The organism is Acinetobacter sp. YH12235 (assembly GCF_013417705.1).
GTDB lineage: Bacteria > Pseudomonadota > Gammaproteobacteria > Pseudomonadales > Moraxellaceae > Acinetobacter.
In genome coordinates this window covers 51675-75809 of sequence record NZ_VPDL01000002.1, presented here as the reverse complement: position 1 = coordinate 75809, position 24135 = coordinate 51675, and the positions used below count along the sequence as shown (strand labels likewise).

The following is a 24135-nucleotide window of genomic DNA, read 5'->3' as shown; positions in this document are numbered from 1 at the left end:
CCATGACACAAAAAGCTAATGACCAACGATCTGTAGTGAAGAATCCTAACAATGTTCAACACACACAGAATCAGATTAATCACACCAATCAATTAAACCCTAATCATAAACCTACTAAATCGAAATAAGGACGAAGACCATGAGTACAGCAGGTTGGCCAAGCACTACAGGTAATCCATCAGGTGGTGGACGCGACAATAATCCGCCCAAAGGTAAGTAATTTTTAATTACTTAAAACTTGTTCAGCCATTAGGTGGCTGAGCAAGTTTTTGTAAATCAGTCGGCCATTGGTTTGGCAGTGAATTAGAACTTTTATTTTTATAAAAATTAGAAAAAAACTCCCAGAACTCATAATAGATTCCATGCATAAAGGCTGTATCTTTAGGTCTAGACTCACAGTCATTTTGGAAAAATCTATAAATAATCCATAGTGAAAATAAACAGTCACCAGACTCATACTCAGCTTCTGTATTTAGCAAAATATTTATTGTTTCTTGAGCAATCTCTTTAGAAGCAGCAGTTTGAATATCATTTCGATCGACTTTGTCTGAAAGTAACCAAAGGAAATCGGTATAACTAATAGGAAAGCCTTCGTTAGCTTTTTTTATAAAGTGCTCTTTTTTTTCCGTATGATTCAGTAAATAGTCTGAAAGGTTTAAACCATGACAAGTAAAAGGTTTTTCATCATCTAGTTTTATTGCAGCAAATGTTGCTATTAGAGTTAACAAGCTACGACTTGGATTAGTCCATATAGCTTTATGATTGCTAATGTTATAAACCTTCCCATCTTTCCATTGATATTTTTTAGGATTTAATTTTTTTTGAAATAGCCAGCCCAAACATATTGGCTCAATATCCTTAAAGAGAGAACGGTGAGTTAATAGATCTAAATGAGAAAGAATAGAATAAAGACTTAAGCTAAATACTGTTTTTGAAAAGATATCGGAATCATTAAGGCTAATAGCTTCTTTCCAAAAATCATCTAAAGTTTGATCTTTAATTTTTAAGGAACCTAAATTAGTCAAAAAATTCTTTAACTTATTAAAGTTATACTCATTTAAATCGTTAATAAGATTATCAACTAACTGGATATGATTCCAAAACAATGAGAACTCAACTTTGATAGGAAATCGAATGATTCTAAAGAATTCAGTAAAACTGCCCTCCTTTTCAGATATCTTTTCCATATCACTATGCAATATTCTTAAATTATTGAATAATTTATCAGTAGTCTTTAATACAGCGTTCTTTTGATTTTTGGTTAACTCACTAAAGTCAATATTCCCTAAATGTGCAATTCTTTTGGTTTCATTTCTTATGAGAGCTGCTTGACGTTTATCTATGTTTAGAATGATATGGTCTAGAAAAGTTTGGATTAGCGTCATTTAACTATCTACTCTATTAGGTCAGTCTTAGTTTATTGAATATAAAATTCTGTAAGATCAAAATAAACTCGCTAGGCTTTTTGAATGATTTTCCATGTTCCATGATTAGTGAATGAAAACTGTTACAACTTTATGTAACTTCTTTTGACCCTAAAGCATGATAAAAATCATCAGAAAATTTTTATTTAACACAAGTTGAATATTTACCACTACAAAAGCATTTCGATTTTCATTCTTAACGCAGTACTTTAAGTACAAAATATAGTAATTAAATCAAGATAATAGAAAGTTAAGTACGCAATTTCGTACTTAACAACATAACGTATTAAATCCAAATAAAGAATTATATATTAAGCTTTCTACTCTTATTTTTAGTAATAAACCATTTTTTTGATGTTTTGCACAAATACCGTTTTTCAAAACTTAACCCTGCTATTTTTATCTAAGTGACATATTTCAAATGATGAACTCATAAAGAAATTATGTGCATTAAAAACCTTAAAAATTATCATATAGGATTTGAAATGCTTGATTTAGCTTTATTTTTTCTAGATTACTTTAATCTATCTCTCAAATATCGTTTGTTTTCTGCTGTTGTTCAATAAGCTTGGGAGAGAATGATATGGGAATTACACTAGATCTCACCAATACTGAAAGACGAGTTTCTACAGCAGAATTTGCTTTGCGTATGAATATCAGTGAGAAGGAACTCTATCAACGTATTAAAGATGGGCGTATACAAGCACCTATCAAGGATGGTCGTAAAAATTTTTGGCTGAATAGTTATGTACTTGCATGTATCACAAGCACGGAAATGTATATTAATGCCCTTTAAGAGCAATAAAATAAAAAAGGTCGCTAAAATAGCGACCTTTTTTACAACAAATTATTTTGTGAGTAACACAGTGAGTAACTTATAAAAATATAATTAATAAATCTATAAATTACAAAGCATTACTCACAGTATGGGCAGATTACATCATACCGCCCATTCCACCCATGCCGCCCATATCAGGCATCGCTGGTTTTTCTTCTGGGATTTCAGTAATCATACATTCAGTTGTCAACATCAAGCCAGCAACAGAAGCTGCATGCTCAAGTGCAGAACGAGTTACTTTCGCAGGGTCAAGAATACCCATTTCCAGCATGTCGCCATATTCACCTGTCGCAGCGTTATAACCATAGTTACCTTCACCGTTCTTCACAGCATTGATCACAACAGATGGCTCATCACCAGCATTGGCTACGATTTGACGAAGAGGAGCTTCGATTGCACGACGAAGAATGTTGATACCTACGTTTTGGTCATCGTTAGCACCAGTCAGACCATCAAGTGCAGATGCAGCACGTACCAGTGCAACACCACCACCCGCAACAACACCTTCTTCAACTGCAGCACGAGTTGCATGAAGTGCGTCGTCTACACGGTCTTTCTTTTCTTTCATTTCAACTTCAGTTGCAGCACCGATTTTGATAACTGCTACACCGCCTGCCAATTTAGCAACGCGTTCTTGAAGTTTTTCTTTGTCGTATTCAGAAGTAGATTCTTCGATTTGTGCACGGATTTGCTGAACACGCTCAGAAATCTGATTTGCATCACCAGCACCATCAACAATCACTGTATTTTCTTTAGATACAGTCACTTTGTGTGCAGTACCTAAGTGTTCAAGTGAAGTTTGATCTAACTGCATACCGATTTCTTCAGAAATCACAGTACCGCCAGTCAGGATCGCGATATCTTGAAGCATTGCTTTACGACGGTCACCGAAGCCAGGTGCTTTAACCGCACATACTTTGATAATGCCGCGCATGTTATTTACTACAAGTGTAGCCAACGCTTCGCCTTCAACATCTTCAGCGATGATAAGAAGAGGCTTACCAGTTTTCGCAACAGCTTCCAAAACAGTGATCAATTCACGGATGTTGCTAATTTTCTTGTCAACCAACAGGATGTATGGGTTTTCAAGTTCAGCAGTCAACGTGTCTTGTTTGTTTGCAAAGTATGGAGAAATATAACCGCGGTCAAACTGCATACCTTCTACAACATCAAGCGAATCTTCGAAGCCTGAACCTTCCTCAACAGTGATTACGCCTTCTTTGCCTACTTTTTCCATTGCTTGTGCAATCAGAGAACCCACAGTGGTGTCAGAGTTTGCAGAGATCGAACCGACTTGCTCAATCGCTTTAGAATCAGAAGCTGGTTTTGCAGTTTGTTTAATATTTTCAACAACAGTTTTAACTGCAAGGTCGATACCACGTTTCAGATCCATTGGGTTCATACCCGCAGTTACTGACTTGATCCCTTCGTTCAGGATTGCTTGAGCCAATACAGTTGCAGTTGTTGTACCGTCACCTGCGATATCATTGGTTTTTGAAGAAACTTCACGAACCAGTTGCGCACCCATGTTTTCGAATTTGTCTTTCAGGGTAATTTCTTTCGCAACAGATACACCATCTTTAGTAATGTGCGGTGCACCGAAAGAACGGTCGATTACAACGTTACGGCCTTTAGGACCTAAAGTCACTTTCACCGCATCTGCAAGGATGTTCACACCAGCGATCATTTTTGAACGAGCTGAATCACCAAATTTTACGTCTTTAGCTGACATATTTGACTCCGAATATTGTTGTATCTTTACAAAATCTGAATTGGAATGAGTAAAACGATCTGGCGCAGATTAAGCTTCTAATACTGCCAGAATGTCAGACTCTTTCATGATTAAAAGTTCTTCGCCGTTTACTTTTACAGTTGTACCTGCATAAGTACCGAACAATACTTTGTCGCCAACTTTTACGTCTAACGCGCGTACGCCATTGTCAGTGATTTGACCATTACCAACTGCAATGATTTCACCTTGTGCAGGTTTTTCAGCAGCAGAACCTGGAAGTAAGATGCCCCCAGCTGTTTTTGTTTCTTCTTCAACACGACGAATAACAACGCGGTCATGTAATGGACGAATGTTGCTCATAAATAACTCCATCAGACTAAGTCTTTTTTAGATCACCGATGACGACTTATTTATTCCATTGGTCATCATCAAAATTTTTTGATGTCCTTTTTATGGAGATGGAATAAAACGCTTCAAGGGCAAAAATGAAAAAAAATTGGTTTTTTTTTAATTTTTTGATGGATTGCGTATTTTTTGTCTATTTATTTATGGGATCAGGCTGTGGAACAAAGGTTTTTAACTGTTCATCAAAACAATATTGCGTAATTTTTCCTGTTGCATCAATTGCATTAAAGCTATTCGGCTGATTCTTATGGAGCCGATGTGACGCAGAAGTCCCGGCATGTACATCATAAACCGGATGATTTCCTCCCAATTCGAATATACGGTTCAAATCATAGACTGCGGTACGATGCAAATGCCCATGCAATACAGCAAACAGCCCATGCTGCGACCAGGACTCCAATGCAATTTTGGCCATCAGGGGAATATCCTTAAAACCCTGCCTATTCTGAAATGGCACATAAAAAGGTTGATGACTGACAATAATCTTGATTTTGGAATCAGGTGCCTGCTGTAGTTTCAGGTCAATCCTTTGAATCTGTTCGAGTGATAAATGCCCTTTAGTATGATATCGACGTCTAATCGAATTTACCCCAATCAGATAAAAATGTTCGGTTTCTAAAACAGGCTCGAGTTCACCGAAAAATAATTGATAACGGGTAAATGGAGTAAATAATCGATTCCATAAATGATAAAGCGGAATATCATGATTCCCCGGGATCACCAGATAAGGCGTATTCAACTGATCCAGAAACCGTTTACAAGCAAAGAACTGCCCCAAACGTGCTCGCTGGGTGAGATCGCCGCTGACTACCACCGCTTCCAATGCATGATCCCGACAAAATTGTTGGATGGCTTCCAAACATTCAGGCCTTTCTGTACCAAAATGCAGATCAGAGAGATGCAGAATCATGCGGCACCATTACACTTAAACTATTTTTTAAAACTGAAATATTTAACGGTGGTGTCATTTCTACCGTTTCCCCATCTATGGCAACCATTAATTTTTTGCGTTTAGACTCAATTCGCACCTGATCTGCAGCAAAACTATAGACATCGGAGGCTTGATCAATCTTGCCCCGGATTAACTGATATACCAGCTTGAATAACGTCAGCTTGTCACTTTTAGAGACCACAACCCCAGCCACCTTCCCTTGCTCAGCAGCTTGGGCAATCCGCATTTTCATGTCTACTAACTGTAGTGGATTATTGCCAAAGAAAATCAGTGGAGTTTTGACCGGATATTTCTTCTGATCTACCCAGATTTCCAGTTTTAATTCTTTACGGTCACGAATCAACACATCGAGTGCTGAGGTATAGGCATGTAAAGGGAAACGGCCAAATATGCGATTATAGTCTTCACGTTTTTTAATAAATAAGGGATATAAGCCCAGACTAGCATTGTTCAGGTAGATTTCCTGATTAATACGCGCTACATGGATACATTTGGTTTGACCCGTTGCAATGACTTGTGCGGCTTCAACCAAATCTAAGGGAATATCCAGCAATCTTGCCGCATAGTTAAAAGTACCTAGAGGCAATATTCCGACTGGAATATCAGTTTCAAGCAGGTGTTTGGCGACTGAATTGAGCGTTCCATCTCCTCCTGCTGCCACGATCACACCATGATCTGGCGATTGTTGATGCCGTTGCAGCACTTCAGCAATGACTTTTTTGAACTGTTCTGGATCGTTGATTTCAAAAGCTTTAGTCTCAAAATCATGCGCTGCAAAAATATCTAGTAATTGCTCATATTTTTCTTGTTGGTCGAATAGACGGAAACCAGAATTATGATTATAAATAATGGATAAGGGTTTAGATTGATTAGACATTTTTTACACAGATTGATGCACACCTATTGGCATTTTGTCCAATTCATAAACAATTAATAGTTGCTTTATGTAAAATTCGAATGGCGACCATTTATTTAATCAATAACAAATATAACTGAACAATTTTATTTAAAGGTTTGATTTAAATAAAAATAATTAAAATAAATACCACACATAAAGCTAATAAATACATATTTAAGATTTTGAATTTATTTATATCTTATTGTTTTATATAAATTTAAACAGAAAATAGCATAATATTCCAAATAAAATCCAGCACTTCTTTAGTCTTATTTTTTTGATGATTTTATGCTTTAATACAGCCACTTTTTTTCATATTTCATCTGGCCAGTATTTTATTGACCAGATTGTACTTTGTACAAAATTTTGTACACATTTGAGATAGGCCTCACCATGACCCAAGTGAACGCACCAGAATTCGTTCGTCACCCTAAGCTTATTGCATGGGTGGAAGAAATTGCTAAATTAACAAAACCAGCAAAAATTGAATGGTGTGACGGTAGCGCAGAAGAATATCAACGTTATATCGACTTGATGATCGCTAACGGCACAATGCAAGCGCTTAACCAAGAGAAACATCCTGGTTCTTATCTTGCAAATTCTGATCCTTCTGACGTTGCTCGTGTTGAAGACCGTACTTTTATCTGTTCTGCAAATAAAGAAGACGCTGGCGCGACCAATAACTGGGAAGATCCAGCAGTTATGCGCGAAAAATTGAATGGTCTGTTTGACGGTTCAATGAAAGGTCGTACCCTGTATGTGGTTCCATTCTCTATGGGTCCTTTGGGTTCACACATTGCGCACATCGGTATCGAATTAACTGACTCTCCTTATGTGGCAGTCAGCATGTCTAAAATGGCTCGTATGGGTAAAGCTGTTTATGACGTTCTAGGTACAGATGGCGAATTTGTCCCTTGCGTACACACTGTGGGTGCACCACTTGAAGAAGGTCAAAAAGATGTTGCTTGGCCTTGCAACAAAGAAAAATACATCGTGCACTACCCAGAAACTCGTGAAATCTGGTCATTTGGTTCTGGTTACGGCGGTAACGCATTGTTAGGTAAAAAATGCCTGGCTTTACGTATTGCATCTTATATGGGTCGTCAACAAGGCTGGTTAGCTGAACATATGCTAATCCTTGGCGTGACTAGCCCTAAAGGCGAAAAACACTACATCGCAGCTGCATTCCCATCTGCTTGTGGTAAAACAAACTTCGCGATGCTGATTCCACCAGCAGGTTATGAAGGTTGGAAAATTGAAACTGTAGGTGACGATATTGCCTGGATCAAACCAGGTGAAGATGGTCGCTTATATGCAATCAACCCTGAAGCTGGTTTCTTCGGTGTAGCTCCTGGTACAAATACCAAAACGAATCCGAACTGTATGGCAACGCTTCATAAAGACGTAATCTATACAAACGTTGCTGTGACTGACAACGGTGAAGTTTGGTGGGAAGGTCTGACTAAAGAAGCACCTGCGAATCTGACTAACTGGAAAGGTCAACCACACACTGGCGAAGAAAAAGCGGCTCATCCGAACGCTCGTTTCACAGTTTCTGCTGGTCAATGCCCTTCTATCGATGCGGATTGGGAAAATCCAGCAGGTGTTCCAATTTCTGCGTTCATCTTCGGTGGTCGCCGTGCAGACACAGTGCCTCTGATTTCAGAAGCATTTGACTGGGTTGATGGTGTTTATAAAGCTGCAACCATGGGTTCTGAAACAACTGCTGCTGCTGTTGGTCAACAAGGTATCGTTCGTCGCGACCCATTTGCGATGCTTCCATTTGCTGGCTACAACATGGCTGACTACTTCACTCACTGGTTAGAAATGGGTGAGAAAGTTGGCGAGAAAGCTGCTGCTGCTGGTAACAAGCTTCCTGGTATCTACAACGTGAACTGGTTCCGTCGTGATGCTGAAGGTAACTTCGTATGGCCTGGTTTCGGTCAAAACATGCGTGTTCTTGAGTGGATCATCGATCGTTGTGAAGGTCGTGCTGATGCTGTTGAAACTCCAATCGGCCGTGTACCTACTTACGAACAGCTAAACTGGACTGGTTCTGATTTCACTAAAGAACAATTTGACCTGGTAACTTCTCAAGACAAAGATCAATGGATCAAAGAACTTGAAAGCCACACTGAATTGTTCAACAAATTGGGTGATCGTCTGCCAGAAGCGTTGAAAAAACGCCAAGCTGAACTTCTTGAAGCGGTTAAATCTGCTTAATTGCTGATTTAATTTTAAAAAGGTCGCGTAAGCGGCCTTTTTTATTACCTTAAGATAAGGTTAAAGCCAATTTTTTAATCTATTTTACATCTAAATAAAAACTACCTTTACCATTCATTAATCCCCTTAAAGAACAGCATTTAACCAGTTAATCCAATATAAAAATCAAGCAATTAATCTAAACAAATGGTAAATTTATGTTTTATAAAAATATTTGAAAATTCCACTATTTATTAAGACTAAAGTCCTATAAAAAGAGAAAACTTGGAGGCGTATAAGTATATGAAATCTCCTCACTTTCTCTCTCACTAAAACATAACTTTTTAGATTTTATAGCAATGAAAATTTAAAAAAGATGTGTTTTACAGCATTCCTTTGGAGCAATGTTGTGAATCAGCCACTTCCTGAAGCTGCTACACCGCAGCTTGATCGTAAAACACGGGTTAAATCTATTCTCGGTGGTTCTGCAGGTAACCTGGTCGAATGGTACGACTGGTATGTTTATGCAGCCTTTACCTTATATTTCGCTTCACAGTTCTTCCCTGATGGCGACAATACCGTCAAACTTCTTCAGGCTGCTGCTGTATTCGCACTTGGTTTCTTGATGCGTCCGATTGGCGCATGGATTATGGGGATTTACGCTGACCGTAAGGGTCGTAAAGCCGGTTTAACACTTTCTGTATCTTTGATGTGTGTCGGTTCCCTGATTATTGCCTGTGCACCCACCTATGATTCAGTGGGCATGCTCGCCCCTGCGCTGCTGTTATTTGCTCGTTTATTACAAGGTTTGAGTGTAGGTGGTGAATACGGTTCAAGTGCCACTTACTTGACTGAAATGGCAGGTAAAAATCATCGTGGTTTCTACTCAAGCTTCCAGTATGTGACCCTGATCTCAGGTCAACTATTGGCACTCTGTGTCTTGATCTTCCTACAACGCACTTTGACTGAAGCACAACTCACTGAATGGGGCTGGCGTATTCCCTTCTTGATTGGTGCATTCTTAGCGATTGTGGTGTTCTGGATCCGTCGCGGTCTGGTAGAAACACAATCTTCAAAACAGGCTGTTGAACAGGCGAAAAAAGGTGGCCCTAAATCCGGTGCCTTAGCTTTATTCACTAAATATCCTAAACAGGCATTTACCGTGATCATGCTAACTGCAGGTGGTACTTTAGCTTTCAATACTTTCACTACTTATTTGCAGAAATATCTGGTGAACACCTCAGGATTTGAAAAAACCACAGCGACTGAAATCACGACTCTTGCGATCTTTGTATTCATGCTCTTGCAACCTGTGATTGGTGCACTTTCTGACAAGATCGGCCGTAAGCCAATCATGATTGCCTTTGGTGTGCTTGGTGTACTATTTACCATTCCTATCTTTAATGGCTTAGGCTCAACTACCAACCCAACTACAGCATTCATGTTATGTATGAGCGGTATGGTAATTGTAACTGGTTATACAGCGATTAACGCAGTGGTAAAAGCTGAGCTATTCCCTGCCCATATCCGTGCCTTAGGCGTAGCTTTGCCTTATGCGATTGCCAATACACTATTTGGGGGTACAGCAGAACTGGTGGCTTTAAGCTTTAAAAATGCCGGCCATGAAAACTACTTCTTCTATTACATTACTTTTATGATTGGCCTGTCGCTGCTCACTTATGTCTTTATGAAAGACACTAAAAAGCACAGCATGATTACTGATGACTAAGTAACTGTATTGCTTTAGGAGCTTTCCGGATGGAAACATTCGGAAAGCTTTTTTATTGGAATTTTATGTTTACTGCCATTCCGCTATTTCGTTGCTATGGCATACTTGTCTGATAAAAATACGGGAAATCATCATGATGAAAAAAACAGTTTTTTTACTCGGCTTAACTATCGGCACTTTAGGCCTGACAGCATGTCAGACGGCACCTCAACAATTTAACGGTCAGACCGGTTATGAAATTCTGGAACGTTCAGAAAATTCCGCAACCTTAAGCTATACATTAGCAGGACGACCAAGTCAGGATGAAAACAGGTTACAGGCTGCTTGCAGACAAGTTCTTGGAACCTCTAAAAGTTATAATATCCAGATTATTAATAGTCAGGAAATAGTTAACCCAACTCCTGAACAGGTTCAGTATGGCCGTCAACTCGGGGATAGCCGCACCCAAATCAGTTTGAGTAATACACCTGATTTATATAACAGTGAAAATCCGGGTGCCCGAGAGGCATTAGAAGCTCGCCCTACCACTGTACGTGTGATTCGCTATACCTGCTCATAAAACAGAGCATAAAAAAGGGCTTGATGCCCTTTTTTTCTTTTTCAATTCTTGGATGTTATTTAGTTCGATAGAAGCTGACATTACGGAATTCTGGTGATTCATCCAGATCTGGCCAGGTAGTCGCACTACGTTCATCCAGTTTGAGATATTGCGGATGACTAAAATTTTTCACCCGACTATCTGCGACCCAGACTTCTGGTGCAAATCTCAGGAATTCATCCAGGAAGAAACGGTTACACTGATCATAAAGCACATCTGCCGCTAGCAGTATATCCACCTGTTCTGCTTTATAGAGATCATCCAGATATTCCAGCTCAACATCATTTAACTCAGCATTGGCACGACAGGCATTCAGACTGACCTGATCGATATCACAACAGATCACACGTTTGGCTCCTGCCATTTTCGCTGCAATAGCAACAACACCTGATCCTGCACCAAAATCTAGTACCACTTTGTCTTTGACATGATGCGGTTCAGCCAGCAACCACTGTGCCATGGCCAATCCTGATGCCCAGCAGAAGATCCAGTACGGCGTATCATTCCAGATACGACGAATCACTTCATCATCTAGTTTGTCTGTCGGAAAGACTGGTGGAATCAGCCAGAGTGAAATCGGTGTTTCTGGTAGCTGCTGTGCCATCAGTTCACAATTAGGAATAACTTGGTGTAAGGCTTGAAGTAAATGCTCAGGGGCTTTAGGAAATTGGAAAGTACAGCTCATGAAGAAAGCCTTGATGCGAAAATATCTTTATTGGAATTTATACATTAATCGGATACATGACCACGTCATTCGCAGCTGTTCGAGGCAGACTGAAATCTAATTCGTCCTGTTTTTGCGACACATCAACCACGCAAAAGAAATATGACGAGTTCTGCGAATGACAAATGGTTTTGGTTACTTTTGCCGAAACAAAAGTAACGAATGAGCTTCTTACATCTATAGTCACAACGATACAACTCCGCCGTAACTAATTAAAATTTCAATTAACCCAAAGCCTTCTCAGCAGCTTCTACAGTTTGACGAATCAGCGTAGTGATTGTCATAGGACCTACACCACCCGGAACTGGGGTATAAGCAGAAGCAACTTCTTCAATACCGACTAATTGAATATCACCCACACCACCGCCATCACGTGGGTGGAAACCAGCATCAACAACCACTGCACCTGGTTTAATCCAGTCTTTCTGGATCAGTTCAGCTTTACCCACCGCACCCACGATAATGTCAGCTTGTTTTACAAATTCTGGAAGGTTTTGAGTACGTGAATGGCAAATAGTCACTGTAGCATTCGCTTCAAGCAACATTGCTGCCATTGGTTTACCTAGAATCGCAGAACGACCAACCACTACCGCATGTTTACCTGCGATTTCAATATTGTTTTCTTTCAGGATAGTCATGATACCTGCAGGAGTAGCAGAACCATAAGCTGCTTCACCCATCGCCATACGACCATAGCCCAGACAAGTCACACCATCGACGTCTTTTTCAAGCGAGATAGCATCAAAACAAGCACGTTCATCAATTTGCGCAGGTACTGGGTGTTGTAAAAGAATACCGTGAACATCCGGATTTGCATTCAGTTTTTCAATTTCAGCCAGCAATTCTTCAGTAGTCGTTTCTTTTGGAAGCTCAACTTTTAGTGAATCCATACCAACACGGCGGCAAGCATTGCCTTTCATACGAACATAAGTTGCAGATGCGCCATCGTCACCCACTAAAATAGTCGCAAGAATTGGAGTACGACCTGATTTTGCTTTCAGCGCTTCTACGCGAGTTAACAAGTCAGCTTCAATTTGCTTCGCCAATGCACGACCGTCTAAAACTAATGCCACGGCACTTCTCCCAAGTGTTGATATGAATCAATTTTGCACATTCTACATGATAATTCTGAATATTTTCCGCCATATGCTGTTTTTATGCGCATACAAATGAATATCCTATTGTTTTTTTTTCAGAGCTTGATAATATACGCATCAACAAGACGCGGCGGGGTGGCAGAGTGGTCATGCAGCGGACTGCAACTCCGTGGACGCCGGTTCGATTCCGACCTCCGCCTCCAATCTTGTTAAAGCCCGAGTGGTGAAATCGGTAGACACAGGGGATTTAAAATCCCCCGCCCACAAAGCGTGCCAGTTCGAGTCTGGCCTCGGGCACCATTCTTCTACTACTGAAGATGGTGCAAATAAAGAACCCAGCTAAAGCTGGTTTTTTTATGCCTGTAATTTGCTAAATCTAATTCTCAATAGAATTCTATAAGCATTCGCCAACCTGCTCTGCTTTCAAAATATTATCCAGCAGAGCGTAAATAACCTTCCAGATCCTGTTCCAGTTTTTCCTGAAAATGAATCGGCTCAATGATCTTTACATACGGTAGCCAGTAACGTACCAGTGGCAATAACTGCATTTCATGACGAATCTGACAACTAATTAACAATTCTCCAGACTCTGATTCCTGTTCGATCTGCTGTTCCGGAAATAAACGGCGCTCTTTAAAAAATACCGTGACTTCAGGTTGCACCTTCATCAAAACCTGCTGTTTTTGCTGACCAAACCAGATGCTGTCTTCATCTGCCAGCATTTTCAGAACTTCAGGATCATGCTCAAAGCTTTCATTTTCAAAAACCAGTTTGACTTCCTGCAACTGACTTAAACGATAAGTTTTGAGTTCAGCTTCAGTGACACCAGCCAGATACCAGATGCCATGATGATGAATCAATCGGTATGGCTGGATGATCCGTGTTTGTTCGGAATATTGCAGCTCAATCTGCTGCCGTTTATAGATCGCCCCTGCAAGCAGCTTGAAATGCTCGGCAAACTGTTTGGCATCTTCAAAATAATAACCTTTTGCCGAAAATACCTGATTTGCCCGCTCATCCAGCAATTCACGAATAAAAGACATATCCAGTGCCGGATACAGCTCACTGATTCCGGACAACTGTGCAAAATTCTGGATATCCTGCAACTTGAAACGCCCTAAATATGAAGGCTCAAGATAATAGCGTTTGGTATTTTGATCCTGTATGAGCGGTAAATACGCATTCAGACGAACAAAATCACGTTCAATAGTACGGGTGCTGACCTGAAATTCTCGTGCCAGCTCCTGTACACTTAACTGATGCCCTATATTAAGTTTGGTTAAAATATTTGCCAAACGGTCTGCGAGGCGCTCATGCGTTGACGCATTGCCCTTCATAAATACCCTCTTCGTGCCGCTTGTGCAGCACAATGATTCATCTGCTTAGAATTTTTAAATTATGGGAAAATTATACAGCCAAATAAAAACGAGATTAGAGTTATTCACTTCAACTTAAGGCTAATAGGCAAGGTGTTTTTTAAGCTTTTTTACGACGTTTGTAGTGAGGTTTCGGTGCTGAGTGGCTCAGCCGTTCCATATAGCGTTCCAGATGCAACATGGCTTGATACAGCTTGTGTAGATCGGAACGAAGTAACTGATTACGGATAATCGCTTTATGCAAACGCTTCAATGCACGAAAGCCATGTTCATGCGTATAAGGGGTGGACACTATCTTCATAATATACTTCCTTTTAATACGTGACATTTCATCTAATACCAAACAATTTAGTCAGATTATATTTAAGCGCTAATTTACTCCTCAGTTTTGACAGGTTGTGTCGAACAATCGACACTTTTTACCGTTTTTTAAAATTTATATCCCTATTTCAAGCAATTAATTTAAATTAGTTATCGTTTTTTATGCAAAATAAAAGCCAACAAAAGTTGGCTTTTAGTATTTCTATCACAAGAATAATTAGATGATTTCCACCACAATCTTACCGATATGTTCACCCGTATCCATCGTTGCATGCGCATCCTGAATCTGGTCAAATTTGAAGGTTTTATAGATCATCGGTAAACATTCACCTTTTGCCCAGAGTGGTGCCACATGCTCTTTCAGGCCTTGGGCAATTTCAGCTTTCTCAGCCGTATTGCGTGCACGCATGGTAGAACCAGTAATGGTCAAACGTTTCATCATGATTTGACCCAATTTTACATCCTTAGCTTTAGCGCCGCCCAGGAATGCGATATACACCAAACGACCATCACGACGCAGCAGATTCAGATTTTTCTCTAGGTACGGCGCACCCACCATATCCAGAATCACATCTACACCGGCATTATCCGTAGCTTCATTGATAACCTGTTCAAAGTCTTGGGTCTTGTAATTGATTCCTGTCGTCAGATGTGAAATTGCCTGGATTTTTTCATCACTACCTACTGTCGCAAAGGTTTTGATGCCTAATGATTTGCACAGCATTAAGGCTGTGGTTCCAATCCCGCTAGTTCCGCCATGAATCAGTACAGTCTCTCCTGCCTTAGCCTTACCCATCTGGAACACATTTGCCCAAACAGTGAAAAAGGTTTCCGGAATCGCCGCAGCCTGTACAAAACTCACACCTTCAGGAATGTTTAAAGTCTGGCTTTCAGGCACGACGCAATATTCTGCATAACCACCGCCATTGGTCAGACCACAGACTTTGTCACCTACTTTAAACTGGCTTACTTCACTCCCGACTGCAACAACTTCACCGGCAACTTCCAGACCCGGTACAGGAGTCACGCCCTTAGGCATTGGATACAAGCCCTGACGCTGCAAGATATCCGGACGGTTAATCCCGAAAGCATGTACCTTAACCAGCACTTCGTCTGCTTTAGGTTCAGGGATGGCAACCGTTTCATAAGCGAGTTTCTCTACACCACCCGGTTCTGTAATGATGACTTGTTGCATGCTTTGTTGCGTCATGGATTCTTTCCCTAATATTCACGTTTCATATTTTTCGAACTTATTTGAACATAGAAATGCTATGGATTGAAGCAGCATGGACTTATGTATAATCAGCTGCCTATTTAGTAAATTGATATAAGACCACTGATGACAATAATTACAAAAGCGAAAACCGAGGATATCGACGCTATTCTTGAAATCTGGTTCCAGGCTTCTTTAAAGGCGCATGATTTTATTCCTGCTAGTTATTGGGAAAATCAGCTACTTCCAATGCGAGATGTATATTTACCCTTAGCAGAAAACTATGTCCTTAAAGAAAATCATACGGTACTTGGCTTTGTTTCATTATTAAAATCAGAAAATGTATTAGCTGCACTTTTCATTGATCCTGAGCAGCAAGGTGCTGGCTATGGTCGCCGTTTAGTTGACTTCTTAAAACAGCAATGTAATCAGCTGCATTTAAATGTCTATGCTGCAAATACATCAGCAGTTCATTTTTACCAAAAGCAGGGTTTTAAGATGATCAATCAAGGAATCGATGAGAATACCGGTCAGGCTGAACTCACTATGAGCTGGTTTAAATCTTAATTTTGAAATGATGAGAGCAAATTCATGTCAGCAGTCATCCCCTACAATGAAGATAATTACAGTGACTTCGAATGGTTTGAAGGCTTTGCTGTGATCCGTTTCTATGCTGACTGGTGCAAGCCCTGCGTACAGAATTTTTCAGTTTTTGAGGAACTGGCAACACAATATGCTGGGCATGATCCAGAAATTAAGTTCGGTAAAATCAATGTCGATCAATCACCGATTCTGACCTTACGCTATAACGTCTATGGCCTGCCTACTACTCTTATCTTTAAAAATGGGCAGATCATTCAACGCATTGCTGGTGTGAAAAGCCTGACTGAAATGAAATCTATTTTGTCTCAAGTTCTGAATAAGTCATCCGATTCCGACTGATTCGAATAAGCAATTTCTTATTTAGCAGATTGATCTGACATCTGCACAAACTGCATCAGAAATTTGCGTACCAGCGGCAATACAAGCAGAATCAGTGGAAATGCCACCAGCCATGACAGCCCCCAAGCATGTAACCATAGCGAGATAAACGCATCGCTCCAACCTTTATTCAGCAGCATATTAAAGCAGGAAATCGCACCGCTCATAATGCCGGAAAGGATTAAGGGCATTAACCAGTTCAGATGTTTTGAGTGAAATTTTGGGAGATTCTTTTTCATAAATGACCTTTAGAATACTTACTGTTCTTCACTTTGGGCTTTCACTGTCTGTTTTAAGGATTTCATAAACTGGGCAAATTGCGGCAGGAATTCCTTGAAGAGTGGCAACTCTTTATTTTCCAGCATGACTTCACTAAACAGTTTTAAGCCGATAACAAATGCTTTGGTACTTTCCTCATCTAGCAACTGACTGGCTTGAAGTTTTTCCAGTATTTTAAAGATGTCATCGTGATTACCCACCTGAAACTGTAGCGCTTCACTATAGGTTGATGGATTACCTTGAGCATCAGCCAGATGTTGAACAGTCACTTCATAGAGATGTTGTTTCATACCCTGCTCCTACAGTTGACGGATATTAATTGCAGCCTGTTCAATCTGGGCAGCAATATCACTGATCTGCTCTGGACGAAGTTCATTTTGCAGTTTGAATCGTAGTGAAGCTTTCAGGCTTTCCATTGAATTATGGATATCGATATAGCGCTCATCTTCTTGAATGCGGCGACGGGTTTCAAAACGGCTAAGAACTCTTTGTAGAGTTTCCTGATTATCTTTCAGATGCTCACGACCTTTATCAGTAATGTGATATTGCTTACGTTCATCCACACTCATGATCACTTGGGTATATTGCTGTTCTTCAAGATAGTTAATTGTTGGGCAGATCGTACCTGTACTCGGCTTATAGTTACCTCCAACCAGCGCAGCTACATCTTTAATAATGTCATAGCTAAACTTGGGCGCTTGAGCAATAAAATGCAGCACGAGCAGTTTCATTTCACCTGCTTCAAAGAGCCGTCTACGAGGTTTTGGAGAGTTTTTTCGCTCTTCTTTTAATGCAGAATCAGAAGTTCTAGACATACAAAAGATATATCTTAAATTTAATTAAGATACATCTTACCATGATTTACTATGATTTTATTCATTAATTAATACGACGATTTATGACGTAGTAATTTTACAAGTATAAGATTTTTAGAAAAATTCTCGTTATACTGCTAAAAAAATATTCTGGTGATTCAAATGATTGCCAAACTCTTATTAATTCTCAGTTCGCTTTTACTGTCAATTTTAATTTTTATGATCAGCCATGAAGATAGCTGGCTAAATTGGCTAAGTATATCTGTACCAATGACTATAGATTATGTATTAGAAAATCATCGAATTATTTGTTCACATCAGCTATATGAAAACAAAAATATATTATCGTTTATCACTTATGGCTTAATTTTTATAGCTTGTATAGGTATCGGTAAAATTTCAATTTCTTTAGGCAAAACAGGCGCTACAGATAGTATTTCAATCAATTCCATTAACATTATAGAACCAGCTAATGAATATTTTTTACCTATATATTTAAGCTATATTCTTGTAGCTATCAGCATAAGTACTCTAAAAGCTTTCTTAATTATTTTTTTAATGATAGCTACACTACTATTTTTCTCAAAAACTGCTTTTTTTAATCCTGTACTTTTAATCTTAGGTTACCGTTTCTATCATATTACCAATACCAAGGGATTGAAAATCTTACTGATTATAAAATATGATATTAAGAATAAAGATGATTTAAGAAACCAAGATAAAACTCATTCGATCAATGTAAAAAAGATCAATGAATATACTTACATTCAATTCTAAAAATGGGGTGTCAATATACCAATGGATATTTTGCTAGCAAAAGTTAGTAGATCTTTAAAAAAAGTTCTTTGTCAAAATGATATCGAAATCTTTCAAGATTTCAGAGAATTCAGTTTTTCTAGCATCATTGAATATTCTCCCACCTCTACTTTAGATGAGGATCAATGGTTCTATATTAATTTACCTTCTACTACAGAAATTAAGAATCCGATTGAAGTTTGTATAAACGCAAACAGCAATGATTGGGTTCAAATAGGGCCAAATGAATATGACAAAATACGGTATTTAGCCTTAATAGATAAAGTTACAGGGAGAACTTTTTATCAAAGAGTTCCTGAATCTTTATTAATAAAAAAACCTATACTTAATTTATGGGGACTAAATGATCAACCTAATATCACATTCAATCCAGTTATTCTTTTAAACACTATTCCTGATGCTGTTTTTGAAGAAAACACCGGAAGACTCTATTTCAAAGATCTTTCTAAGTTAACGAAAATTTTTCTAGGAATTGATCAATTATTTAAAGAAGCCACTGAGGTAGATGTAAGTAATTTTGTTAATTCTAATATTTTCTCAACTAATTCAGGGTTTGAAATAAAAAAAGTAACAGCTCCCGTACGCAAAAAAATTACCAATGTTTTAAACAGATTTGAAAGTTTCACTGCTGAACAAAAAATAGAGTTTATTGCGAATACTCAAAAATATTTAGGTCACATCCCCTTCCAAAATGGAAAATTCATTATTAGTGGAAATGAAGACGTTAGAGATTTAGCTGATGCTCTTGATCAGAGATTTCACGAAACTCCAATTACTAAAGAGCCGAGAAGAACTCAATCTTACCAAGTACTCTCATAAAGAACTGCTTTTGACAGTTCCTTTATGAGAAAAGCTTAAACAACCTCAATCTTTATACTCTCTTACCATCCGATCACTTACATCTTCCAGATAGCAAAGTGGTGCATATCCGCCAGCACGATTATAAGCACTTCGTTTACCGCAACGACTACCATTACGCGCTGTATTGTATGGACAAGGACAATTTCCCGGATAGCTTTCAATCGACTGTTGAATAATCTTCTGTTTAATTGCTTCTACACTTTGACTGCTCTGCTTGGCTTCAGCTCCAAAAGTTGCACACAAGCCAACCAGCAATAATAATTTTTTCATACATCACCCCACCTGCGGAGCATTGTATAAAGCTTCAACTAAATTGAAAGATCACATTTTAATAAATCGGATAATTTTCCACCAATCAAAATTCAGGCAATAAAAAACCCGCCTTACAGCGGGTTTTTCTTAAAATCAGTTCAGTCTTATAGACGAACCAATTCCACAATTTTCTCAGCCAGTTCTTCAACTGCATCGGCTGTGTAAGTCACATCTGTACCTTCTGCAAGGTCAGTAATCACCACCACACCAGTTTCACGTACAAGCGCAACCTGTTCAGCAGTCAGACCCGCTTTCGCAATCGCAACCACACCTTGTTGGATCAACAGGCTTTCAAGCGCTTGAGTATTTTCCAGTGCTTTTGCAGTTACTGTCACCGCAGCAGGTTTTTGTCCTAAACGTGCAGCACGTGCTTCAGCAGTTACAGGCTCGTTGTGGGCAGTCCATTCTACTGCAGCTTCAACCATACCCGCACCAACAGTCACGTTGCTTAGACGGTCGATGAAAATGAATGAACCTGTGTAACGGCTATCTTGATAACGGTCAAATACCACTGGCGCATCAAATTCGATGGTCACATCAGCAATTGCATTCAGATCCAGCTGCTCTACTTGTAGTTTTTCCAATGTATTGACATTGGTACGGTAGTTAATTTTCGCAACTTTTGCAGGAATCGTTTGAGTACCAAACTTCACATTATAAAGTTTACCAACCACCAGCGGCTGGTCGTTCATCCATACCACAGATGCGCGAGCAGAACGTGAAATCAGTGGTTGTTGGCCAGCTTTCACCAACACGTTACCACGTGAAATATCAATTTCATCATTTAGCGTTAAAGTAACAGCTTGACCAGCTACAGCATGATCCAGATTACCGTCAAAAGTGACAATTTCTTTCACTGTTGATTTCTTGCCAGATGGCAGCGCAACAATTTCATCACCAACTTTTACTTCACCCAGTGCGATCGTACCGCAGAAACCACGGAAGTCGAGGTTAGGACGGTTAACGTACTGAACTGGGAAACGGAATTCGTCTTTGCTGGTATTACGTGTAATTTCTACAGTTTCCAAAGTCTCCATTAAGGTCTGACCTTGGTACCACGGCGTATTTGGTGATTTGTTTACAACATTATCACCGTTCAATGCAGAAATTGGCGTGAATACAATATTTTCAGGTTTACGATCGCTCAGCTGATCCACGAACTTGTTGTACTCAGCCTGAATTTCATTGAAGCGTGCTTCAGAGAATTCAACCAAGTCCATTTTGTTCACTGCAACCACGATATTACGAATACCTAAAAGGCTCGCAATAAATGAGTGACGACGTGTTTGAGTCTGAACACCATAACGCGCATCGATCAGGATAATCGCAAGGTCGGCAGTAGAAGCACCAGTTGCCATGTTACGGGTGTACTGTTCGTGTCCCGGAGTATCGGCAATGATGAACTTACGTTTTTCAGTTGAAAAATAACGGTAAGCCACATCAATGGTAATACCCTGCTCACGTTCAGCTTGCAGACCATCAACTAGTAATGCCAAGTCAGGTGCATCGCCAGTGGTACCCACTTTTTTAGAGTCACGGGTAACGGCTTGCAGCTGATCTTCATAAATCAGTTTTGAATCATAAAGCAGACGGCCGATCAGGGTTGATTTACCATCATCCACGTTACCGCAAGTCAGGAAACGCAATAAGTCTTTATTTTCGTGCTGTTTCAAATAAGCCAAAATGTCTTGGCTAATAAGTTCTGATTGGTGAGACATCGCTCATAGCTCCACAAATACGTTGAAATCGGTTTCTTTTAATCCCTCTAAATCTCCCTTTGTTAAGGGAGACTTTTTTCTCCCCTCTTTGAAAAAGAGGGTGAGCAGCACTGCTGCGCAAGGAGATTCTTAGGAGGAGATTTCTTAAGATTCTTAGAAGTAACCTTCCTGCTTTTTCTTTTCCATCGAACCTGCTTCATCATGGTCGATCATACGGCCTTGACGTTCAGATGTGGTTGCTAAAAGCATTTCCTGGATAATTTCCGGTAAAGTTGTTGCAGTTGATTCAACCGCACCCGTTAATGGGTAACAACCTAAAGTACGGAAACGAACCGATTTCATTTGTGGCACTTCGCCTGGATTCAGGCGCATACGCTCATCATCAACCATGATCAGTGTACCATTACGCTCAACGACTGGACGTTCAGCAGCTAAGTACAATGGAACAAGTTTGATATTTTCTAGGTAGATATATTGCCAGATGTCCAGCTCAGTCCAGTTAGACAGCGGGAATACACGAATACTTTCGCCTTTGTTCACTTTACCATTGTAAAGGTTCCAAAGTTCTGGACGCTGGTTTTTAGGGTCCCAACGGTGTTTAGAATCACGGAATGAATAAACACGTTCTTTGGCACGTGATTTTTCTTCGTCACGACGTGCACCACCGAAAGCAGCATCAAACTGATATTTATCCAGAGCCTGTTTCAAGCCTTGGGTTTTCATAATGTCAGTATATTTAGAGCTACCATAGTCGAATGGGTTTACGCCCGCATCACGACCTTCTTTGTTCTGATGCACGATCAGATCAAAGCCATGTTCTTTGGCCATGTTATCACGGAACTTGATCATGTCTTTGAATTTCCAGCCGGTATCTACATGAAGTAGCGGGAATGGAAGTTTTGCAGGATAAAACGCTTTCAGTGCTAAATGCAGCATAACTGCTGAATCTTTACCGATTGAATAAAGCATAACCGGATTTTCAAACTCGGCAGCAACTTCGCGAATGATGTGAATACTCTCAGCTTCAAGCTGTTTAAGATGAGTAAGTCTTTCCTCATTTAATGACATGGACAACCTGCGTATTACACGTGTACTTATTACACTTTATAAAATTTATATTCATTATAGTGATTAACTTTTCATAACGATTGCTTGTTTTGTGATATTCATATATTAAAACGTCATATAAAAATTCACTAATATCAACTATCAGTTTTTATGAATCTGATAGCTTAGCTAAATAAAGACAATTGATTGTTTAGTCAAAGCACTCTGGAAGATTACTTTTAGCAATGAAATGATATATTAATCATCTAAACGGACAGTTCACATCGTGGTGAAAAAAAATTAGAGTAGGATTAGTTCTTCCAATTTATAAACTATGTATGCCTTATAACGAATTTGATTTAGATACTTTAAAATCCCGTCTAGAACAAGCAAAACTTGCCGGTTTTATTTACCAGCACCAGCAACATATTCTTGTTCTTCAGGAACCCTATACTGAAGATGGCAGTCCTTTAAACATTTATATCCAGCATGAATTGACCGCGGATCAGATTGGCATGCAGTTTGGCCTGCGTAAGCTGAACGGTCAATGGGAATACCTGCTCGGTATGACTTATAGCAACCACCAGGCAGGTTACGAAATAGGTGCCGGCAATCTGAGAAGTGATCAAAAAGCTTTCAATCTGCTTTATGCTTTCTATAACTATCCTAAAGCCTTTTTCTTGGTGGCCCTTCCTTTGTCTGCAAATACTCAGGCATTGGAACAGGCTCTCGATGAACAACTATTTAATCAGCCTGAACTTAAATTTCTGGAGACTGCAGTAAAAACCAATCCAATGGGCGAACAGGTGCAATGGATGAAGAACTATATCCTGCAACAAGCCCTAGAAATGAAAGTCCGTATCCAGACCGCCATCCTTTAATGCTTTTATACATCTACATAGGAATAGAAAAGCAGACGTATATCAATTGCTTTTCTATTCTTGAGATAAAACCTCAGATTCGCCCACCTATAAAATAGTCGACATTTATTTGCAGCTAAGAAAAACGCATCACATATTGTTAAATTTTGGATTTTATCAAGCTATCCCGATTGGGATTTTTGTTGTTTTTTGCTTACAATTTTATTAATAACTGTTATCTTTAACAGGGTCATAAAATTTCTATAAAACCATAATTAGAGACAGAAACTCATGTGGGAACTGTTCATTCATCCTTCCAACATTGTATTTAGTATCAGTTTAAGCCTGATGCTGATGTTTGCTGCCTTGGAATGTGTCTTGCTGATGCTGGGAGGTGGTTCCCAGAATATGTTCGAACAATTTCTGCCTGAAGAACCGCTTCATCCGGAAGTAGGTATTGATCAGCAGACCGGCCTGTTCAATAAAGTATTCGACTGGCTTTATCTGGGTCGCCTGCCTCTCTTTATCTGGCTCATTATTTTCCTGACCAGTTATGGTCTGAGCGGTTTATTGATCCAAGGCCTGTTCGAACGATTTACCAGTCAGCTTTTAAATGCATGGATTATTTCCCCTGCCTGTTTATTTTTATGCATGCCGATTGTACGTGGGCTGTCCGTGCTTGCTGCCAAAATTCTGCCTCAGGATGAAACCATCGCGATCTATAGCGATGAACTGATCGGACGAACCGCCACGATTATTCTGGGAGATGCCAAAGCTAACTCCCCTGCTCAGGCCAAAGTTCAGGATCAGCATGGTAAGACCCATTATGTGCTGGTCGAACCTGAACGCAATGAAATATTTAATCAAGGTCAGACAGTGGTTTTGACTCAAAAAACTAAAAATGGCTTTCAGGCTATTGAACTTTAATTAAACCAAT

The 24135-nt window shown here is 39.5% G+C and carries 26 protein-coding genes and 2 tRNA genes; 12 read left to right on the top strand and 16 right to left on the bottom strand.

Annotation, left to right across the window (positions count from 1 at the left end):
- Positions 1-242: 242 nt before the first annotated feature.
- Entirely contained in the window at positions 243-1385 is a 1143-nt protein-coding gene (locus FTV13_RS01615) for a hypothetical protein (RefSeq protein WP_180010766.1), read from the bottom strand.
- Between the two features lie 622 nt (positions 1386-2007).
- Between FTV13_RS01615 and FTV13_RS01610 the strand changes: the two genes are divergently transcribed.
- The gene (locus FTV13_RS01610) at positions 2008-2220 is read left to right on the top strand and encodes a hypothetical protein (RefSeq protein ID WP_180010764.1); all 213 of its coding nucleotides are present in this window, start codon (positions 2008-2010) and stop codon (positions 2218-2220) included.
- Positions 2221-2359: 139 nt separating this feature from the next.
- Here the strand turns inward: FTV13_RS01610 and groL are convergent, their stop codons facing one another.
- The 4 genes from groL to FTV13_RS01590 all read right to left on the bottom strand — a co-directional run bounded on the left by groL (position 2360) and on the right by FTV13_RS01590 (position 6228).
- Entirely contained in the window at positions 2360-3994 is a 1635-nt protein-coding gene (gene groL, locus FTV13_RS01605) for a chaperonin GroEL (protein ID WP_005234685.1), read from the bottom strand.
- Positions 3995-4063: 69 nt separating this feature from the next.
- The gene (groES, locus tag FTV13_RS01600) at positions 4064-4354 is read right to left on the bottom strand and encodes a co-chaperone GroES (protein ID WP_004646315.1); all 291 of its coding nucleotides are present in this window, start codon (positions 4352-4354) and stop codon (positions 4064-4066) included.
- 178 nt (positions 4355-4532) lie between these two features.
- Positions 4533-5309, bottom strand: a complete 777-nt coding sequence (locus FTV13_RS01595; RefSeq protein WP_179992097.1) for a metallophosphoesterase — start codon at positions 5307-5309, stop codon at positions 4533-4535.
- Positions 5290-6228: a diacylglycerol kinase family protein gene (locus tag FTV13_RS01590; RefSeq protein ID WP_179992098.1), complete on the bottom strand. Its 939-nt coding sequence runs from the start codon at positions 6226-6228 to the stop codon at positions 5290-5292. The genes FTV13_RS01595 and FTV13_RS01590 overlap by 20 nt, the downstream gene beginning before the upstream one ends.
- Before the next feature lie 414 nt (positions 6229-6642).
- Here FTV13_RS01590 and FTV13_RS01585 point away from each other — a divergent pair, with 414 nt between their 5' ends.
- From FTV13_RS01585 to FTV13_RS01575, 3 genes are all read left to right on the top strand, one after another.
- Positions 6643-8472 carry a phosphoenolpyruvate carboxykinase (GTP) gene (locus FTV13_RS01585; protein WP_034706283.1) on the top strand — a complete coding sequence of 610 codons (1830 nt, stop codon included), beginning with the start codon at positions 6643-6645 and terminating at the stop codon, positions 8470-8472.
- Positions 8473-8827: 355 nt separating this feature from the next.
- The gene (locus FTV13_RS01580) at positions 8828-10180 is read left to right on the top strand and encodes an MFS transporter (protein WP_171523054.1); all 1353 of its coding nucleotides are present in this window, start codon (positions 8828-8830) and stop codon (positions 10178-10180) included.
- A gap of 136 nt (positions 10181-10316) precedes the next feature.
- Positions 10317-10739, top strand: coding sequence for a hypothetical protein (locus FTV13_RS01575; RefSeq protein WP_034590028.1), 423 nt, complete (start codon positions 10317-10319; stop codon positions 10737-10739).
- 55 nt (positions 10740-10794) lie between these two features.
- On the opposite strand, the gene FTV13_RS01570 is transcribed toward FTV13_RS01575, so the two are convergent.
- Positions 10795-11463 carry a methyltransferase gene (locus FTV13_RS01570; RefSeq protein ID WP_179992099.1) on the bottom strand — a complete coding sequence of 223 codons (669 nt, stop codon included), beginning with the start codon at positions 11461-11463 and terminating at the stop codon, positions 10795-10797.
- A gap of 263 nt (positions 11464-11726) precedes the next feature.
- Positions 11727-12575, bottom strand: coding sequence for a bifunctional methylenetetrahydrofolate dehydrogenase/methenyltetrahydrofolate cyclohydrolase FolD (gene folD / locus FTV13_RS01565; RefSeq protein WP_004782941.1), 849 nt, complete (start codon positions 12573-12575; stop codon positions 11727-11729).
- Between the two features lie 153 nt (positions 12576-12728).
- Here folD and FTV13_RS01560 point away from each other — a divergent pair.
- Both FTV13_RS01560 and FTV13_RS01555 read left to right on the top strand, forming a co-directional pair.
- Positions 12729-12802, top strand: a tRNA-Cys gene (locus FTV13_RS01560).
- A gap of 11 nt (positions 12803-12813) precedes the next feature.
- A tRNA-Leu gene (locus tag FTV13_RS01555) sits at positions 12814-12899 on the top strand.
- Positions 12900-13030: 131 nt separating this feature from the next.
- Here the strand turns inward: FTV13_RS01555 and FTV13_RS01550 are convergent.
- The 3 genes from FTV13_RS01550 to FTV13_RS01540 all read right to left on the bottom strand — a co-directional run bounded on the left by FTV13_RS01550 (position 13031) and on the right by FTV13_RS01540 (position 15506).
- Positions 13031-13936 (bottom strand): YafY family protein, encoded by a 906-nt coding sequence (locus tag FTV13_RS01550; protein ID WP_179992100.1) that lies wholly within the window; start codon positions 13934-13936, stop codon positions 13031-13033.
- Between the two features lie 139 nt (positions 13937-14075).
- The gene (locus FTV13_RS01545; protein ID WP_179992101.1) at positions 14076-14276 is read right to left on the bottom strand and encodes a hypothetical protein; all 201 of its coding nucleotides are present in this window, start codon (positions 14274-14276) and stop codon (positions 14076-14078) included.
- 237 nt (positions 14277-14513) lie between these two features.
- Positions 14514-15506 carry an NAD(P)H-quinone oxidoreductase gene (locus tag FTV13_RS01540; protein ID WP_179992102.1) on the bottom strand — a complete coding sequence of 331 codons (993 nt, stop codon included), beginning with the start codon at positions 15504-15506 and terminating at the stop codon, positions 14514-14516.
- A gap of 129 nt (positions 15507-15635) precedes the next feature.
- Between FTV13_RS01540 and FTV13_RS01535 the strand changes: the two genes are divergently transcribed.
- The gene (locus FTV13_RS01535; RefSeq protein ID WP_179992103.1) at positions 15636-16076 is read left to right on the top strand and encodes an N-acetyltransferase; all 441 of its coding nucleotides are present in this window, start codon (positions 15636-15638) and stop codon (positions 16074-16076) included.
- Positions 16077-16100: 24 nt separating this feature from the next.
- On the top strand, positions 16101-16451 hold the full coding sequence (locus FTV13_RS01530) for a co-chaperone YbbN (RefSeq protein WP_180010762.1): 351 nt from the start codon (positions 16101-16103) through the stop codon (positions 16449-16451).
- 17 nt (positions 16452-16468) lie between these two features.
- Here the strand turns inward: FTV13_RS01530 and FTV13_RS01525 are convergent, their stop codons facing one another.
- The 3 genes from FTV13_RS01525 to FTV13_RS01515 are packed head-to-tail and all read right to left on the bottom strand — an operon-like array spanning position 16469 to position 17584.
- Positions 16469-16729: a DUF2798 domain-containing protein gene (locus tag FTV13_RS01525; RefSeq protein WP_179992105.1), complete on the bottom strand. Its 261-nt coding sequence runs from the start codon at positions 16727-16729 to the stop codon at positions 16469-16471.
- A gap of 18 nt (positions 16730-16747) precedes the next feature.
- Complete coding sequence (locus tag FTV13_RS01520) at positions 16748-17059, bottom strand: DUF3861 domain-containing protein (protein ID WP_179992106.1); 312 nt, start codon at positions 17057-17059, stop codon at positions 16748-16750.
- A gap of 9 nt (positions 17060-17068) precedes the next feature.
- Positions 17069-17584: a PadR family transcriptional regulator gene (locus FTV13_RS01515; protein WP_179992107.1), complete on the bottom strand. Its 516-nt coding sequence runs from the start codon at positions 17582-17584 to the stop codon at positions 17069-17071.
- 162 nt (positions 17585-17746) lie between these two features.
- Here FTV13_RS01515 and FTV13_RS01510 point away from each other — a divergent pair, with 162 nt between their 5' ends.
- Together FTV13_RS01510 and FTV13_RS01505 are read left to right on the top strand one after the other, a co-directional pair.
- Complete coding sequence (locus tag FTV13_RS01510; protein ID WP_179992108.1) at positions 17747-18361, top strand: hypothetical protein; 615 nt, start codon at positions 17747-17749, stop codon at positions 18359-18361.
- 21 nt (positions 18362-18382) lie between these two features.
- Positions 18383-19219: a hypothetical protein gene (locus tag FTV13_RS01505; RefSeq protein WP_004782954.1), complete on the top strand. Its 837-nt coding sequence runs from the start codon at positions 18383-18385 to the stop codon at positions 19217-19219.
- A gap of 45 nt (positions 19220-19264) precedes the next feature.
- On the opposite strand, the gene FTV13_RS01500 is transcribed toward FTV13_RS01505, so the two are convergent.
- The 3 genes from FTV13_RS01500 to cysD all read right to left on the bottom strand — a co-directional run bounded on the left by FTV13_RS01500 (position 19265) and on the right by cysD (position 22359).
- Positions 19265-19531, bottom strand: coding sequence for a hypothetical protein (locus FTV13_RS01500; RefSeq protein ID WP_179992109.1), 267 nt, complete (start codon positions 19529-19531; stop codon positions 19265-19267).
- Positions 19532-19677: 146 nt separating this feature from the next.
- Positions 19678-21291 (bottom strand): sulfate adenylyltransferase subunit CysN, encoded by a 1614-nt coding sequence (gene cysN / locus FTV13_RS01495; protein ID WP_179992110.1) that lies wholly within the window; start codon positions 21289-21291, stop codon positions 19678-19680.
- 153 nt (positions 21292-21444) lie between these two features.
- On the bottom strand, positions 21445-22359 hold the full coding sequence (gene cysD / locus FTV13_RS01490) for a sulfate adenylyltransferase subunit CysD (RefSeq protein WP_034170514.1): 915 nt from the start codon (positions 22357-22359) through the stop codon (positions 21445-21447).
- 317 nt (positions 22360-22676) lie between these two features.
- Here cysD and FTV13_RS01485 point away from each other — a divergent pair, with 317 nt between their 5' ends.
- Both FTV13_RS01485 and FTV13_RS01480 read left to right on the top strand, forming a co-directional pair.
- Positions 22677-23219 (top strand): hypothetical protein, encoded by a 543-nt coding sequence (locus FTV13_RS01485; protein ID WP_180010760.1) that lies wholly within the window; start codon positions 22677-22679, stop codon positions 23217-23219.
- 270 nt (positions 23220-23489) lie between these two features.
- Positions 23490-24125 carry a YqiJ family protein gene (locus tag FTV13_RS01480; RefSeq protein ID WP_004782965.1) on the top strand — a complete coding sequence of 212 codons (636 nt, stop codon included), beginning with the start codon at positions 23490-23492 and terminating at the stop codon, positions 24123-24125.
- Positions 24126-24135: the final 10 nt, after the last annotated feature.